Source organism: Luteolibacter ambystomatis (assembly GCF_018137965.1).
GTDB classification, from domain to species: Bacteria; Verrucomicrobiota; Verrucomicrobiia; order Verrucomicrobiales; family Akkermansiaceae; genus Luteolibacter; species Luteolibacter ambystomatis.
The window spans coordinates 870,759-887,897 of sequence record NZ_CP073100.1; the positions used below are offsets into that span (position 1 = coordinate 870,759).

Here is a 17,139-nt window from a genome sequence, read left to right on the forward strand (position 1 = left end):
GCCCATGAGTGGGGCTGGTTGACGAATAAACCGGCATGATCGCCGGTTTCCCGATCCTCCGGCTTGAAGCGGGGTTTGATCTGAGAATCCAAGCTACTTGTTCAGACCGAATTGTTCCCCAATCCATCCATTTTCCAAACCCATGAAAGATCCGACTCGTTTCCCTTTGAGCCTGAAGTGCTGCGCGTGCGCGGTGTGGGTTTTGTTGTGCGCATCCGTCGCCATCGGACAGGATCACTCTGCGCCAGCGGTTGAGAAGCTGCCCGAGGGGGTGATGCGGGTGGGTCCGGTGGAGCTGAAGATCGATCGGGAAGCCATCACTCCCCTTTGGATTCCGAGACCATTGCCACAGGGAACCATCGATGTAAATCCACCTTGGCTTCACGTTGCCGTCCCCATTCTGGATGGGAATGAGAGCACCAATCCCGAGCGTAGGAGCAAGAGGGAGGCGCAGAAGTGGAACCGGCGCTTTTACTTCAAGCTTTCCCAGGACTCGTCCTTCCAAAGCGGAGTGATGGAGAGTGGTCCGAAGCGATGGTCATTCTACAATCCATACCGTCGCCTGGAGCCGGGGACGTGGTACTGGACGTATGGACTGGCGCGGGCGGAAACACCTGACAAACCGGTATGGAACAAGGAAATTTATTCGTTCCGGATCTCGGGCCGGGAATACACTTACGAGATTCCACCAACGCCGGAAGCGTTTCTGGCTGCGGTCAAAAAGCGGAACGCAGGCCCGATCGTTACGTGTTTCCCGGAGGAGGTCGGGCATCTGCTGCCCACGGAAACGGCACCCTCGCTTGCGGAACAAATCCGGAAGGACTGCGAGCGGGCCTTTGAGACAATGAATGCCAAAGGCTCCGAGGTCGCGAAAGTGTCGGACAAACAACCTCCGGGCGGAGCTAAGGAAAAGCCTTCGCTTCTGGAGAGGAAGCAGGCGAGCGCCCGGGCTTTGGTGGAATCAAGGCGGATCAATTCCCTGCTGCGCGGCTATCTCCTGACTGGTGAGGAGAAATACAAAAACCTCGCCATCCATCTCCTGACAGGCGGGGCCAAGCTGGAGAAACCCGTGCCCGGAGAACTCGTTTTGCACAGGCCCGGTGGTGGGAAGACCTTGGTCAATGAGACCGATATCATCTTATTGGACACCCTTTACAACGAACTGTCCAAAGCCGACCGGATCAAGCACTTCCAGGCCATCTACAACGCGATCTGCGATGATGGAAGCGACAGCCCGGACACGCACGAAAACATCGAGCACATGCTGTATGATAATCATGCCTGGCAGGGCCATCTTCCCGGCTTGTTCAGAAGCGCGATTCTCCTGTGCCGTTACAAGCCGGAACTCGACGATTGGGTGAAGTATGCCTACGAGGTCTATCTATACCGGGCTCCGGCATTCAGCCGTACGGATGGCGGCAGCAGCGAAGGAAACGGCTATCTGGGGGTGCATGATGAGCCGCTCACGGATATTCCCTGGCTGATCTACAAACTGACCGGATACAATGTTCTCAATAACAAGCGCTGGTTCCAGAACTTCGGGAACTACATGACCTTCTCGAATCCGAGCGGCAATCCGGGCATCTCCTTCGAGGACTCGGGCGTGGATGGCGGTTCGGACATGCAGTATTTCAGCGAGTTTCTTGCCCGTGCGTGTCCCGCGAACCTGTCCAACCTGTGGCAATGCAAATCGGTGGGCCGCCGTGAGGAAAAGTACTTCAGCGCCGATTTGAACAAGGGGGCGAAGGCCTGGGACATGCTTTCGATATGGAAGCGCCTTCCCATGCCCGATCTGGGCAAGGCGGTTCCGCCTTCGGAAAAGGCGGCACAGTTTGGCGACATCGGTCTCGTATGCATGCATACCGACCTGGCCAAGGCCGGGGATAATCTGATGCTGAATTTCAGGGCTGGACCGTATGGTTCCGAGGGACACACCCATCCTGCACAAAACGCTTTCACGGTGGCGTATGGCGGCCAGGAGCTATTCTGGCGGACAGGCTACTACAATGGCGGAGGTCTGCACAATATCTACAGCTACAAGTCCTCGCGGTCGCACAACACGATTATGGCGGATGGGCTCGTGCAAGGATTCGACCAGGGGGCCTACGCGTGGATCGCCCGGTTCGCCACGGGAAACCGGATCAGCTACGCATTGGGGGACGCCTCCCACGCTTACAATGGGAAGCATCACAATTTCGACATTCCCTACCAGCCCGATCTCAAAGGAAACAAGGTGGAGGAACGAAGGAACTGGGAGGAGGCTACCGCGGCAAACGGATTCGGCAATCCCGGCGTGACCCGCTTCCGCAGGCATATGGTGATGCTCCGGCCCAGCCATGTCCTGATCTACGACGAGCTGGAGGCAGCAAAACCGGTGACCTGGACCTTCCAACTCCATTCCCGGATGGAGATGAAACAACTGGGCGATTCGTGGTTCAAGACAGCGAACGATCACGCGCTGGGGAGCGCTCAGTTGTTCTGCGCGTCACCGATGAAAGGAGAGCTCACGGACAAGTTCAGAGCCGACGCCGTGGACGAGGAGAACAAGCGCAACGGGCAGAACCCTCCGAACTGGCACGCGACGATGACGACGCGTGACCGGCTGCCTGCGACCAGATTCCTCACGGTGATCGATGTCATCCCCGGCAAGGACCTGGCTGCCTCTCCGGCCCGGTTGGTACCGGAAGGTGCTGGCAGGACACGATGGCAGATCGGCGAGTACTCCGTCACGGCGGAGCTTGATCCAAGCAAGCCTTCTTATCTGGAAGTGCATGACTCCACAGCCACCTGTGCCCTCGTCACCGGCCAAGCCACGCGCGGGATTGAACTCGGCGGCCAACAGCGGAACGCAAAGCTGCCCGGCAGCACGTTGCTGTGGGAGAAGTCGGAAACGGGTGGAGAAGTATTTCAGGAGAAGGTCGACGAACTCCCCGACTGCCTCAAATTTGGGAATCCATTTTGAAAAAATTTTATCAGACATCAATTCACGGACTTATCATCCCAATGAAAAATCATCTTTCCAAGATCGTTTGTGCGATCCTGTCCGCCACAGCCGTTGTGCCGGCGTCCGCCGGGACCACGAAGCCGAACATCCTCGTCATCATGAGCGACGAGCACAATGCCTCGGTGATGGGGTGTGCGGGTGACAAGATCGCACGAACGCCCCATCTGGACGCGCTCGCCGCGAAGGGCGTCCTGTTCAGCGCGCAGTATTGTTCCTCGCCCATCTGCACGCCCTCCCGACAGACCTTCACCACCGGCAAATATACGTCCGGACACAATGTATGGGGGAATACTGCCGGAGTGCCGGAAGGGACTCCTTCGCTTCCGCGAATCCTGAACGCCGGCGGCTATGAAAGCTATTTGGACGGGAAGATGCACTACAAGGGCGGCATGACCCACGGCTTCAGCATCATTCATGAGGAGTCCGGAAAGATCACGCCTCCCGCCGACCCCAAGGACATCAAGGAGTCGGGCGAGGAGAAGGAGAAGCCGCGGCACCGGCTGTCGGCGGGAACATTCCCCGACAATGGGAATGAACTGGGAGGCGAGTTCAAACCGATGGGTGTCGATGACACGATGGACTCGTTCATTGACGTGGCGAGAAGCGACAACGCGGTGAAGTTCCTGAAGGAGCGCAAGGCTGACGCGAAGCCGTTCTTTCTGACCATTGGCTTCATCGCGCCCCACTATCCTTTGGTGGCACCCACCACCTACCTCGATCATTTCAAGGGCAAGGTGCCGCTGCCGGTGATACCGCCGGGCTATCTGGACAGCCTGCCCTTGAACTACAAGCATCTGAGGAACGACCGGAAATTCGAGCGGGTCCCCGACGATGTGGCCAGACTGGGGCTTGAGGCCTACTACGCCCGTGTCGAGTGGCTGGACGGCCAGGTGGGCAAGGTTCTCGATGCGCTCAAGGCATCCCCTTTCGCGGAGAATACGATCGTGATCTATACGTCAGACCACGGCGAAAACATGGGAGAGCACGGACTCTGGTGGAAGAACTGTCTCTACGATTGCGGAGCCCGCGTGCCTCTGATTGTGAGCTGGCCGAAGCGCTGGCAGGGTGGGCAGCAACGCACGGGTGCATGCGGCATGGTGGATCTTGTGCAAACAATCGCCGCACTCGGAGGTGTCAAGACTCCTGATGATTGGAAGGGATCTTCGATGGTGCCATGGCTGGACGATTCCCGGTTCGCCTGGAAGGACCTTGCCGTGAGTGAGTACTACGCGGGCTATATTTCCTCCGGGATTGCCATGATCCGGCAGGGGAAATGGAAGTATGTCTACCACACCCGGGCTGACCAGACCCACGGTCCCGAGCGCGAACTCTACGATATGGAATCCGATCCGAAGGAGATGCACGACCTTGCATCGGATCCGGAGCAGGGATCGAGGATGGAGGCCATGCACAAGGCGTTGGTCAAGGAGATCGGTGAAGATCCGGAGAAAACCGAGGCACGCTGGCGCGCGGGGGATGGGCCACAGGCTGTGGCTCAATCACAGAAGATCAAATAGGCTGACATCGCCGAACCGCCCACCTTCAGACCGAGTGCGACTTCTCCATTCATGAATGCCCCTCCAACGCGTGGATCGGATCACGATCCCGGTGCAGCCGCTCCCCTCGAACGCGGTCTCGGGTTGCTGCAGGCGACATCACTCAATATTGCCAATATGGTAGGCATCGGGCCGTTCATCACCATCCCGCTTTTCCTCGCGACGATGAACGGGCCGCAGGCGATGATCGGGTGGGTGTTGGGTGCCGTGCTGGTGCTGTGCGACGGCTTGGTATGGAGCGAGCTTGGCGCCGCTTTGCCTGGCAGCGGCGGCACCTACCATTTCCTAAAGGAGATTTTCCGACCGTATCGCTGGGGTAGACTGCTGCCATTTCTATTCGTCTGGCAGTTTCTGATCAGTGGCACGCTGGAAATGGCAAGCGGTTACGTCGGGGCGGTGGATTACCTGAAATACGCTTTCCCGGATTGGCAGCACATGTTCGACCGATGGGGGATTCCATGGGGGTGGAGCGGAATCGCCGCGCTGGGGTGCGTGCTTGTTGTCTGGATGCTCAGCCGCCGCACGCGGGTGGTCGGCTGGCTGGCGGTTGGCCTCACGGCGGGAACCCTTCTCACCGTCTTGATCGTGATTGTCGCGGGCCTCACTCATTTCAATCCCAGCCTGCTGAAGTTGCCGCCGGATGCCTTCAATCTGAACCTGGCGTTCCTGCTCGGCCTCGGCGGTGCGATGCGGATCGCCGTTTATGATTTCCTCGGATACTTCAATGTCTGCCATCTGGGTGACGAGGTGCGCACGCCTGGGAAAACCATCCCCCGTGCGGTCATTCTTTCCGTGCTCGTGGTCGCCACGATTTATCTGACGATGAACCTTTCGATCATCGGAGTGGTGCCGTGGCAGGAGGCGATGAAATCACAGAACGTTGCCGCATTGTTCATGGAGCGGCTTTTCGGCCGGCCGGTGGCGGTTGCATTCACAGGTTTGATCGTCTGGACGGCGATCGCCTGCATGTTTGCCATCACGCTGGGCTATTCCCGCATCCCGTATGCCGCCGCGCGTGAGGGGGATTTTTTCCGTGTGTTCGGGAAGGTGCATCCGCGTGACCACTATCCGTGGCTGGCATTGATGGCGATGGGCGCGCTCACCGCGGTCTTCTGCTTCTTCCCTCTCCAGCAGATCATCGATGCCGCGGTGACGGTCCGGATTGTGGTGCAGTTCATGGGGCAGATCATCGCGCTCCACGTGTTGCGGACCACGCGTCCGGATATCCGGTTGCCGTTCCGCATGTGGCTTTATCCGCTGCCGTCCTTCATTGCATTTATCGGCTGGATTTTTCTTTGGGTCAGCTCGGGATGGACGCTGGTTCTCTCAGGCGGCGGGGTAATCGTGTCAGGCTGTGTCGCCTATGTGGCCTGGCGGAAGGCAAGCAATCGAACGACCATGGAACCATGTTGAGACTTACTTTTGTCAGAATATTCCTCGCCATTTCACTCCTGAGTACAGTGGGGGCGGCATGGGGTGTTGGCGCGGAGGAGGCTCCCGCCGGGATCAAGGCGCGGCCGAACATGCTCTTCTTCATCGCCGACAATTGGGCGTTCCCACACGCTGGTATCCTGGGAGACAAGACGGCGGAGACTCCGGCCTTCGACCGGCTGGCACGGGAAGGTGTTCTCTTCACGCATGTTTTCAATGCCTCTCCGATTTGCTCTCCGACACGCGCTTCCATCCTCACCGGGCGTCCGCCCCATCAGTTGGGCGAGGCGGGCAATCTATGGGGAGGGTTTCCCGGGTCGTTGAAAGTCTTTACCCGCATGTTGGAAGACGCGGGCTACGAAGTGGGGTTCTGCGGGAAACCGTGGGCTCCCGGTCGCTACAAGCCATATGGCTGGTCCATGAATCCGGTGGGCAGGGAATACAAGAGCTTCACCGATTTCCTGGCGGTGCGCGATCCGGCAAAGCCGTTCTTCTTCTGGATTGGCAACGTCGATACGGCGCTCCGCGATGCTTTCCAAGGATGGAACTACGATGAGGAATCCGTGAAAGGTATTGATGCGTCGGGCATCGTGGTGCCGCCCCAACTGCCCGACACGCCTGAGATCCGGCGCGACATCCAGGCCTACTACGGCGGAGTGCGTAAAATGGATCGGGCGCTTGCCGGCAGCGTGGGGGCGCTCGATCAGGCGCGGTTGCTCGATGAAACGGTGGTGGTATGCACCAGTGACAACGGCTGGCAGATGCCACGTGGTCTTGCCAATTGTTACGACGCGGGGTCACGTGTGCCACTGGCAGTCCGGTGGGGATCGCATTTGAAGGCCGGTCGGCGTGTGGATGACTTCATCAGCGGGACCGATTTCACCGCCACTTTCCTTGAGCTCGCCGGATTGTCTCCAACCGCGGAGATGACTTCCAGGAGTTTCGTGGATCTCTTGTTGGGGAGACAGGGTGGAAAGGCTCGCGACGCCGCTTTCATCGAGCGTGAACGCCACGCCAACGTGCGGCGTGGCAATCTCAGCTATCCGATGCGGGCCATCCGGACGGAAAGGTTCCTATATATTCGGAATCTCCGCCCCGACCGCTGGCCGGCGGGTGATCCCCAGGTGTATTTCGATGTGGGGGACTATGGTGACGTCGATGCATCCGCGGCCAAGAATTTCCTACAGGCCAACATCGGGAAGCCCGGCTTCCAGCGCTATGACCGCATGATTTTCGAGAAGCGCCCCGAGGAGGAGCTATACGACCTCGTCACCGACCCTGCCCAGGTTGTCAACGTGGCGGGGCAGGAACGGTATGCCGCTGCCCAGCAGGATCTGCGTAACAGGCTCGACCGATGGATGCGCGAGACGTCCGATCCACGGATTGATCCATCCTGTGATCCCTGGGATCACTACCCATATTACGCGCCAGGTGTGCTCAATGGGAAAAAGGCGGCGGAGCCTTATGCACCGCGTTAGAAGCCGTCTTGAATAGCTCAAAGGCATGTGCAGACGGAGATGAAAAGATGGGCCAAGTGGCCTTGATCCCATGAAATCTCAGCCGTTTGCCATCCGCGGTTTCACCCCGTCCGCTCGAATAGACGAAGGATGGGGTGAAACCGGGATTGCGCCATGAGAGGTATCCGAGGTGTAATGGTCAGTCGTATTTGTTGCCGAGGCGGAATACGTCGGGGAGTTTGTCCGAGTCTTCCACGAAGATATCGCCACGGTAGGTGCCTCGCTCCATGAGCAGGGTGCTCCCGCGCAGCGACGCGCTCCGGGTGACACCGTTGAGAGTGATGTTCTGGACATTGGAGCCCGTTACCAGTACCGCCGTTTGGGCAGCATCCCGGGCCTCGAGGTACGGAGCCTTGTTGCCATCAAGCTGGGCTTTCACCGTGTAGCTTCCAAGTGTGACGGTGAACAGGCCATCGGATCCGGTGGCGCCGGTGATTTGGGCAGGGACCGTGGTGGCGCTGCCGGATTTGGAAACCGCGATCACGGACAGGAAACGCATCTTTTCATATTTGCCCGTGGTTTCGATATAGGCGTGATGGTGGCGTTGGTAGCCATTGGGATACTTGTCGTTGAACTCGCTGGGGTGGGCGAAGCGGAAGTGGTTGGTCACGGTGGTGTTGACCGGCGTATTGCAGAACAACTGGAAGTTGCCGATACCGTAGGTTCCGCTACCGATGGTATTGTAGGCGGTGATCCAGCCATCGCCACGCTTGGTCATGTTCTGGTTGGTTCTGGACTGGAGGAGATACATCCACGGGATGGGCTGCCTGGCTTCCAGTTCATCGTAGATGACGAGGTGCGAGGGCCGGAGCATCATGATGTGGCGGCGGACCCGCTCGACTTCCGGATAGCCGTATCCGAGCTCGTTCAGCATGGGGGCTCCGGCGGCGAAGATGTAGGGCCGGTCCCGGGTCGGGTAGGCCATGGTGGCATCCCCCAGGGAGTAAGTGATCTTGTCCCCGTGGACGAAACGTGGCAACCAGCCGTAGCCGCAGGTGCTGTCGAACAACTGGGTGACCTTGTTTGGAAGGATCGCGTTGTGTCCCCAGGTGGACTTGTAGTCGAGCCTGTCGTGGAAGGGATACGGACCGGTATTGTAGTATCCGGTGTGCCAGAATAGATCCTTGCCACCGAAGCCGACATTGAATGCGTTCTGGGCCGGATGGGCATGGTATTGGGCTCCATACGGGGTGGAGCGGAAATTGGCATAGAAGTTGTTGGCGGTCGTCCGGTGGTCGGTGTGCATGGTCACCAGCCCGGTATCGGGGAAGGAGCGTGCGAGTTCTCCCGGAGGCGTTTCAGTGCCGGTGGGCACATAGCGGCCATAGTGTTCGAAGGCGGACAGCAGCGCCATGGCTTGATAGGATCCGGTGCTGCGCTCGAAGACCCAGTCAATGCGGCCGAGATCCCTGCCTCCAACGCCGAAGCGGCGCAGCAGGTCCCACTTCGCGACCGGCGTGTTGGGATTGTGCGCGTGGATGATCTGAACCAGCGTATCCGCGCTGGTACCGCTCGGATCGAAACCGACCCCGTCGGAGAAGGTGCCTCCATGGTTCGAACCGGGCGGATTCGAGAAGTAGATGTAGCCGGGGAAATTCCGGTGCCAGTCGCTGAAGTCGAAAAAGTTGAACGAGTAGTTTGTCAGCTTCGTGTAAAGGGCGAGAATATCCACGAGTGTCCACTCACTTGCGCCGAGGTAGGCATTGCCGTCCATCCACGAGCCGTCGTTCCGGCCGCCCATCGTGCCGCGGTACAGGTAGACATTGTAGCTCCACTTGAATGATTCCACGAGATCCGGGTGATAGCGCATGAGGATCGGCAGGTACACGCATGGATAGTAGATGTAGATCTGATCCCAGTGTTGATCCCAGTAAACGTGCTCGAACTGGTTGAAAAGCTTGGTCGCGATCGGCATGCCGCCGGTAAGGAAGTCCGCCGCGTCCACAACCGGGTTCTTGCAGTAGTCCCTTTTTGCAATTCCAGCAAAGAGGGTGACGGCGGCCGGCGTAAGATCGCTTTCGAACATCTCGAGCGCGTCGCACAGATTGGCGACCACTTCGATGTTGCCTCCGAAATCCGCTGCTGCGGTGGCCACCGTCACTGTCTGAGGCCCGGAGCCCCAGTCGTAGGTCCATTGGCGGGTATCGTACTCCTGTTTGATCGCGTTGAGGATTTCGAGCGCCTTCGTTTTCGGATGGTAGATGGTATTGTTCGCGGACAAGTCGTTTCCGAAGACCGCGTATCCGCGGATCAGCCTTTTGACGAAATAGAACTTGTTGGCGAGATTGCTCCGGACAGCGGATTCGAACGCCGATCTGCTTGTATAGGACGCGGGAGAGAGCGTGACGGCCAGCGGAGGGAGCTTCTCATAGGTGTTGCGCCATACCTCGCGGGAGAACTCGTCCAGCTCCGAGCTGGACATCGTGTTCTTGAGCCTGCCGATTTGATCCGGATTGCAATTTAGAACAGGCATCTGGCGGGTCCGGAGCAGGTTCGCCATCTGGTCGGCATTTGGCGGCATGTTGACGGTTCGTGCCGTGGCAATGATGGTGAAGGTGTGGATGCCCGGATTCCATTGGACCGATCCTGCGGGCCCGGTTCCCCATTGCCAATGCCAGGTGCCCGCGGAGAGGTTCTGCCAGGGATTCCAGAATTGCCAGGCCTGGGGTTGGCTTTGCAACACGCCGGTTTGGAAAGAGGGATCTTGTGACAGGCGGAATGAGAACGGACCGGTGGCACCGGACTGGATATGGAGCCAGGGAGAACGAAGGTCCACATCGCCCTGCGGCATGGCCTCTCCATTGTTAAATTCATAGATCCGTGGAACGGCGATCGACCTTTCCGCCGGGACGGCTTCCTTGCCTCCCGGATTCAGCTCAAGGATGATCCGGAAGAACGCCTGGGGAAGATCAACAGTGATACCGACCGTTTCAAAAATGGAATCGATATTGGTCACCATTGTGGGTTCGATGTCGGACCATGTATTGAGATTCGTGGACATCTGGACCCGGTATTTCAGACCGGCGTTTTCTGCATCATGGCGGCGGAAGAACCGGAACATCTGCTTTGGTCCATTGGGACCCTGGAGGGTGGTGAGTTTCGGGGCACGCAGGATGCGGTCGTCGATGGTCGGGTTTCCTCCAAAGGCGAACTCCGCCAGATTGTCCATCAGATCGGTATCAAGATCGGCCCCCTGGGCGGTGTTGGTGGCTCCGATGATGCCGTAGGAAGCCAAATACGGATAGTAGAGCGGGGAATCCTGGGAGCCCGCGCTTTCCGCCCAAAGAGAGTTGTCCGAAAGGAACAGTTTCACTCCGTTCGAATTCACCCAGGAATATAGAACCGATCCGGAGCCAACGGGGCTTCCACGCTCGCCGAGAGTCCAGGTCACGCGTCCGGAATCGACCAGCCACTTCATATAGGGAACGCCGCCGGAAAGTGAATTGAAGCGTAGGACCCATCCGGAAAGATGAATCGGCCGGGTTCCATCGGTGGTGAAGGGCTGGTCCTGCTGGAGAGTGATGCCAGCGCCTTGGGAATACTGGAACACCTGCTCGAAGGGGGCTCCCCATTGTCCGGCGACCGAGATGGCTCCGGAACCCCACATCGACATCAGATAGTACTTGGAATAGTCATAGCTGTTCGCACCAAATGGATAGAGATCATCGTCCCAGGTATTGCCGTTCGGATCAACCGTCAGACCATCCACCGCAGGCATGTTCAGGAGGCCGGAGCTGCCGGGCCAGAAGTTCACATAGACACTGGTGGTGCGCGCCTGGCAATTGCCGCCCATCAGATGGAGCACGCCGTTGTCTCCCCCGAAATTGCGGATGCTAACCTTGCCGGAACGCTGGAAAATGGACGTCCAGTGATAGGAGGCGGCGCTGATGAGGATCTCTCCGTCGATCGTGAGCTCGGCGTTCGGCCCGTTGACCTGGATGGATGTTGGAGCCGTGGCATTGCGACCGAAATCCAGAGTGGAGGCCTTCCATGAACTCGAATCATTGAGAGTGACGGAAGCGCCTCCCGGACCTCCGAAGCGATCGGCACCGGTGAGTTTGGCATTACCGCTGAGAACGAGATCCTTCGAGTAGAGGTCATCCCGGCCGACGACTTTCGCGATGTCGCCGTTGTTGATCAGGCCAGGCTTCCTGGGCGATCGTGTTGGGAGACCGGAGTTCCAGTTGGTGGCCGTCACGATGCTGCCGTTGCTGGGGCCGGTGGCCCATTGGGTGGTGATTGCCAGCGGCAGTTGCACGTTGATGGTGATCGTCCCGGTGGTGGCGTTTCCTGTTTGGTCTGTTGCCTGAACCAGCAGCCTGTAGGTGGGGATGCCGCTGTAGCTCAGGGTTCCGGCGACCTTGAGACGACCGGTGAGGGGCTCCAGTGAGAAGTCATTGTCAAAGTTGCCGGAGATGATCGAGTAGGAGAAGGATGCTCCTGCCTGTGGAGATGTCGCGGTGATCGTTCCGACGAGTGTGCCGGCAGCGGCAGACTCCGGAAGTGAGAAGGATTGATTCTCCAGATGGAGCGCTACCGGAGGTGGTTGGACGAAGGTAAGCCGGGTTTCCGAACCAGTGGACAGGATCTCGAAATTGTTGGTCTGGGCGGGAGCGCCATCCACGACAATCTTCCCGGTCGTGATCATGGATTCGAAGGTGGCGCGGTAGCCCGGATCCCTGGCGACCAATACTCCGGTCTTTGCCCCGGTGAAATCGATGCGGCTGTTTGTTCCAATGGAGTAGGTGGCTGAATTGATGCGACCGCCAGTCAGCTTGAAATCCAAGGCACCGGTTGATTCATCGGTGAAGCCTCCGACAAGGGCTTCACCCGAGTTCCAATAGACCTTGCAGCCTTCCCGCATCCTCCAGTCGCCGGGCACGGTAAGGGACAACCCGTTTACCCGGATGACACCACGCCACCATGTGTGGCGTTCGGTGGAAAACGACCCGCCGTTGAAAGTGAGATCGGAGCCTGCGACGATGTCGGTATCCCGTGCGGCACCCGTGGTTCCCTCTTTCGCCCAGGTCGTTCCATCGAGGACGATCTGCATGGCGGTTGGCAGGTCACCCCGGATCGTCGCATTGCCAATTTCGCCGCTATTGCCATCGGCAATGCGCGGAATGGTTCCTCCCCAGTTGGTGGCATTGGAAATCAAATTGGTGGAGCCGCCTCCGATCCACTGGATGGTGGCGGCGGACGCTCCCGATAGAGGAAGCGAAAGCAGCAGGAGCGCTGGATGAAGAATGGCGGATAGGGTTTTCATGAGATACGGTTTCAATCATCATTTCACCAGGTCGGACACAAGCGGACGGGGGTGCTGGAACCACTGGATCAGGTTGAGGCGTTAACCATATCCGAAGATCCGGCGGCCTGTCCGGACAGGTGGGACGACAAGCCCGGATGGCGGTGGGCATATTTGGAATTTGCGCCGGACGCGGCAGGATTCCTGATTTGGAACCCGCCACTTGTTTCCGGCCACCGGCCTCCACCTCATCACCCAAGGAGGTGCTTGGTCTGGAAGAGGGCCCGTGGTTCCTGGAGTTCTGAAGGCGCTGCCCGGGCGATGGGGCTGGAGCGCGGAAACAAAACGGATGGCGGCATCCCTGACTGGGACGCCGCCGCAACCATGCGGGAGGATCCGTATCAGGCCATGCGGTCCGTGCGGCGTCGACGCAGGAACAGAAGAAGTGCGCCCACTCCCCCCATGACCGGGAATGAAGGCTCCGGAACGGCTATAATGCCGAAACTCATGTTGAGCCCCCCCACATAACCGGTGCCAGTGGTGCCAGTCATCAGTCCAACGATTCCGGGGGTGAAGGTTGCGGTGCCCGACCCATCGACGATATAGGTGCCGTTCGAGAAGCCGTTGAAAGCAATATCGTAAGATTGGGTTCCTCCCGTAAGCGTCATATTGGAAACGGAGAAACTGATGGATTCCCCGGCGCTGAGAAAGCGGGCCTCGACCGCGCCGTTTTTGCCTTGATCCACAGCCCAGCCTCTTCCAGCGCCTCTGCGGATGAGAATCCCATCCCCGCTGGAAGCGGTGACAGTGAGATCGAATTGGAGGATCAGGTGGACATCGGCTCCGACGGTGATTCCTGAAACCCGGACGCCGTAGGTGCCGGCGTCGAGTGTCGACAACAGACCGCTGTCAGACATTACTGCGATGCTGGACGGGGAAATCGTGCTGAGAGTGCCGTTGTCCGAAACTCCGCTTACGGTTGAAGTTGGAGAGGCGGTCGCCGTGGACGGGGTGACGTTGGTCAACTGGATCGTGGCGCAGTGGGCGGAGCCTTGGGCGATCAGGGTGAGAGCAAGCGGAAGGAGACATGATTTCATGCGGATCACGTGTTGGTTCTTTTGTGGGTTGGGGAACGCTCCACACGAATAGGGGAGCATCCGGATTCAAATCCCCCCGCACACCTGAATGACAGGATATCAGCGGCTCCGCCGGTTTACTCGTTGACCGTTCCAGAGGGCAGAGGATGGGTCTTTGCCTTATTCATCGCGCAGGCTGGTGATTGGATTGTTCAAGCGTCGATCCAATTCTCAGTTGAATCGTAAACCTATCCAAGATCGTCATGCCCGGATGCGGCTGATACTGTTCATCGATGACTGTAACCGGCCATGCCGGGTATCCGGTTTACGATCGCACCGATGTTCCCGATCCGGTTGTTGAGAATCGAGAGGGATTGCGACTTTCTGTTCGTATCGGATGCGATGTTGATTTCAGTCCGAGGTTTCCCCGTTGTATGATTTCACGAATTGTTCCGATGACATCGCTTCTCATGGCACTTTGCCGCATGGGGGCTGAGCCGGTGACCGTTCACTACACCAGCGACTGGGTATCCCTCCACCTTTTTTAGAATGATGATTTTTTCTATCACCGAATGAAACCACATTTGCTCATACGCGGTTTTGGAGCTGCCGCGGTCCTATTGTTTCCAGCCCTGTCATTGGCCGACGAGCCGCAGCAGCAACAGCGCGGAGCAGAACTGCATATCGACCGCACCGCCATCGTAACAGGGTCCCTTGAACGCCCGAATCCGCAAGGTATCGTGGATGACAATCCTCCGTGGTTTCATGTCGTGGTTCCGCTGGTCGATGACTCCAAAAAGACCAATGAGGAAATCCGGAAGGAACGGAAAGAGGAGAAGTGGCACCGGCGCTACTATTTCAAACTTTCCCAGGACAAGGATTTCAAAACGGGTGTGATCGAGAGCGGACCGAAGGGCTGGTCATTCTGGAATCCGATGAGGCAGTTGCCGAAGGGAACCTGGTATTGGACCTACGGTGTTGCGCCATCGTCCTCTCCGGATCAGCCGGTGTGGAATGAAACGATCTTTTCGTTTGTGATCACCGGTGCGGAGCAGACGGTGGAGAAGATGCCTCCGACCGCGGACGAGGTGCTTGCAAAGATCCATGCGTGGAAGGGGCCGATCATTTCGGTCGCTCCCGGAAGCGTCGGAAAACTTCTGCCGAAGGAGCGCTATCCGGAACTGGCAAAGCTGATGGTGAAATCCTGCAACGAGGCTCTCGAGAAGGATCGCAAGATGGATCACCTCGATTTCGGGATGTCCGAGAAAGACGTGCCGGAGCGTTTGAAGGAAAGTGTCACGCGGGCTTTCTTCGCGGTGAGGGCCAGGAAATACTGGGTCACTGCCGAACGGCACACGTCCGCGCTTCTCAGAGGTTATCTGATCACCGGGAACGAAGAGTTCCGGGCACGTGGCGTACGCCGCGCCATCGAGCTGGAGAAGGCCCGCAAGGAAGTGGTGTACCGGATTTCCGGATCCGAGGTGAAGTTGCGGGACATCGCCATCTACGATTCGGTGGCGAGTTTCTTCGTAGATGGCTTTTATGACTCCATTCCGGAGGATGAACGCGAGGGTTTCCTGGACGTGCTCAAGGAGACGATGGTGCTCAAGTCGGGCGAGCGGGACCGCGCGGATGGACCGGGCCTCCATGAGGCGCTGGAACATGCCCACTACGACCAGCACGACTGGCAGTACAAAGTGATGGATCTGCTCAACAGCTCGATCACACTGGCACGCCGCGACTCCGCCTATGACGATTGGTTCCGCTACGGATACGAACTCTGGCTTTACCGCAGCCCTGCCGTCAGCCGTGATGACGGTGCCTGTCGTGAGGGGAACGGCTATTTCGGTGTCCATGAGAACAACCTCGTCCACTGTCCGTGGATACTCTATCAGCTGACCGGGTACAATTTCTTCGACTACAAGCCCTGGTATCGGAACGTGGCGAAGTACATGTCGTTCGCCATGGCTGCGGGTAATCCGGGGCAGGCGTTTTCGGACGGCGGAAACGGTGGCAGCGCGATGTACTATTTTGGCGAGGTGCTGGCACTGATGGAACCGGGCAACCCCTGGAACCTGTGGCGTTACAAGTCGATGGGACGCACGGATCCCGACCAGTTCAACGCCGATCTCTACAAGGGAAACAAAGCATGGGATCTGCTTCAGATCTGGAACCGTTTCCCGGAGCCGGATCTTTCCGCGGTAAAGCCGCCAACTGTGATGGCCGCGGAGTTCCGCGACATGGGGATCGGCGTGATGCACACGGACCTGGGGAATGCCAGGGACAACATGATGGTGAATTTCATCTCCTGTCCCTTTGGTTCCTCGATGCATCTTCATCCATGTCAAAATGCCTTCAACGTGGCCTACGGTGGCGAGCCCTTGTTCTGGCGGACCGGCTACTACAACGGTGGCGGTGACCACAATATCATGAGCTACAAGGCATCCCGGGCTCACAACACGATCATGGCGGACGGTTTCATGCAGGGCTTCGATGTCAGCGAGTACGGCTGGCTGGCCCGCTTCGTGCAAGGCAAGCGGATCAGCTACTGCCTGGGCGATGCTTCCGCCGCTTACGATGGGGTACACCGGTATGTCCAGGACGTGCCGAACCGGAAGTATGGTGTGGGGGATGCAGGTGTGACCCGCTTTCGCCGCCACATTGCGGTTCTGAGACCTCATGCGGTGGTGGTTTACGACGAACTGGAGGCAAAGACGCCGATTCCATGGACATTCATGCTTCATTCGCTGAAGGAAATGAAGGAGGCCGGGGACGCCACTTTGACTGCCGCAAATTCGCATGCTTCTGCGACCGCGAAATTGTTCTGCGCGTCCGATGTGGAAACCAATCTCACGGACCAGTTTGCCGCGGCAGCGACGGATGAGGAGGACAAGCGTGGTGGAATCAATCCGCCGAACTGGCACTGGTCTGTTACGACCAGGAACAAACTGGCCGCGACGCGTTTCCTCACCGTGATCGAACTGGCACCGGGAGCCGGTGCGAAGCCCCCCGGGATCACCCGGAGCGGTCCCCGGGACAAACCGGTCGTAAAAGTAGGCGGTTATGAGATCGTGGCGGATCTGAATCCTGAACGCGAATCGAGCCTGCTGATCCGCAGCTCGGACGGTGAAGCCGTGCTTTCTAGCGGCCAGGCATCGGAACGGGTCATCGTCGCTGGCGATGAACGCAAGGCCAATCTCCGTGGTAGCACCCTGCTCCTGGAGCATGGCAAGGATGGCAAAGTCACCTTCGAGGAGAAGATCGATGAGCTGCCCGATGTGCTGAAATACGGAAACGTCTACTGAACGAT

At 58.4% G+C, this 17,139-nt stretch carries 7 protein-coding genes; 5 read left to right on the plus strand and 2 right to left on the minus strand.

Annotation, left to right across the window (positions count from 1 at the left end; translation table 11 throughout):
* The first annotated feature begins 142 nt into the window (after positions 1 to 142).
* The 4 genes from KBB96_RS03345 to KBB96_RS03360 are packed head-to-tail and all read left to right on the plus strand — an operon-like array spanning position 143 to position 7,469.
* Complete coding sequence (locus KBB96_RS03345) at positions 143 to 2,962, plus strand: DUF4962 domain-containing protein (RefSeq protein ID WP_211632240.1); 2,820 nt, start codon at positions 143 to 145, stop codon at positions 2,960 to 2,962.
* A gap of 41 nt (positions 2,963 to 3,003) precedes the next feature.
* The gene (locus KBB96_RS03350) at positions 3,004 to 4,521 is read left to right on the plus strand and encodes a sulfatase family protein (RefSeq protein WP_211632243.1); all 1,518 of its coding nucleotides are present in this window, start codon (positions 3,004 to 3,006) and stop codon (positions 4,519 to 4,521) included.
* A 51-nt stretch (positions 4,522 to 4,572) separates the two neighbouring features.
* Positions 4,573 to 5,973 carry an APC family permease gene (locus tag KBB96_RS03355; RefSeq protein ID WP_211632245.1) on the plus strand — a complete coding sequence of 467 codons (1,401 nt, stop codon included), beginning with the start codon at positions 4,573 to 4,575 and terminating at the stop codon, positions 5,971 to 5,973.
* On the plus strand, positions 5,967 to 7,469 hold the full coding sequence (locus KBB96_RS03360; RefSeq protein WP_211632248.1) for a sulfatase family protein: 1,503 nt from the start codon (positions 5,967 to 5,969) through the stop codon (positions 7,467 to 7,469). Before KBB96_RS03355 ends, KBB96_RS03360 begins: the two co-directional genes overlap by 7 nt.
* Positions 7,470 to 7,647: 178 nt before the next feature.
* On the opposite strand, the gene KBB96_RS03365 is transcribed toward KBB96_RS03360, so the two are convergent.
* Positions 7,648 to 12,774: a DUF4962 domain-containing protein gene (locus tag KBB96_RS03365; protein WP_211632251.1), complete on the minus strand. Its 5,127-nt coding sequence runs from the start codon at positions 12,772 to 12,774 to the stop codon at positions 7,648 to 7,650.
* A 380-nt stretch (positions 12,775 to 13,154) separates the two neighbouring features.
* On the minus strand, positions 13,155 to 13,850 hold the full coding sequence (locus tag KBB96_RS03370; RefSeq protein ID WP_211632254.1) for a hypothetical protein: 696 nt from the start codon (positions 13,848 to 13,850) through the stop codon (positions 13,155 to 13,157).
* Positions 13,851 to 14,401: 551 nt separating this feature from the next.
* On the opposite strand from KBB96_RS03370, the gene KBB96_RS03375 reads away from it, so the two are divergent.
* Positions 14,402 to 17,134 (plus strand): DUF4962 domain-containing protein, encoded by a 2,733-nt coding sequence (locus tag KBB96_RS03375; RefSeq protein WP_211632257.1) that lies wholly within the window; start codon positions 14,402 to 14,404, stop codon positions 17,132 to 17,134.
* The last annotated feature ends 5 nt before the right edge of the window (positions 17,135 to 17,139 follow it).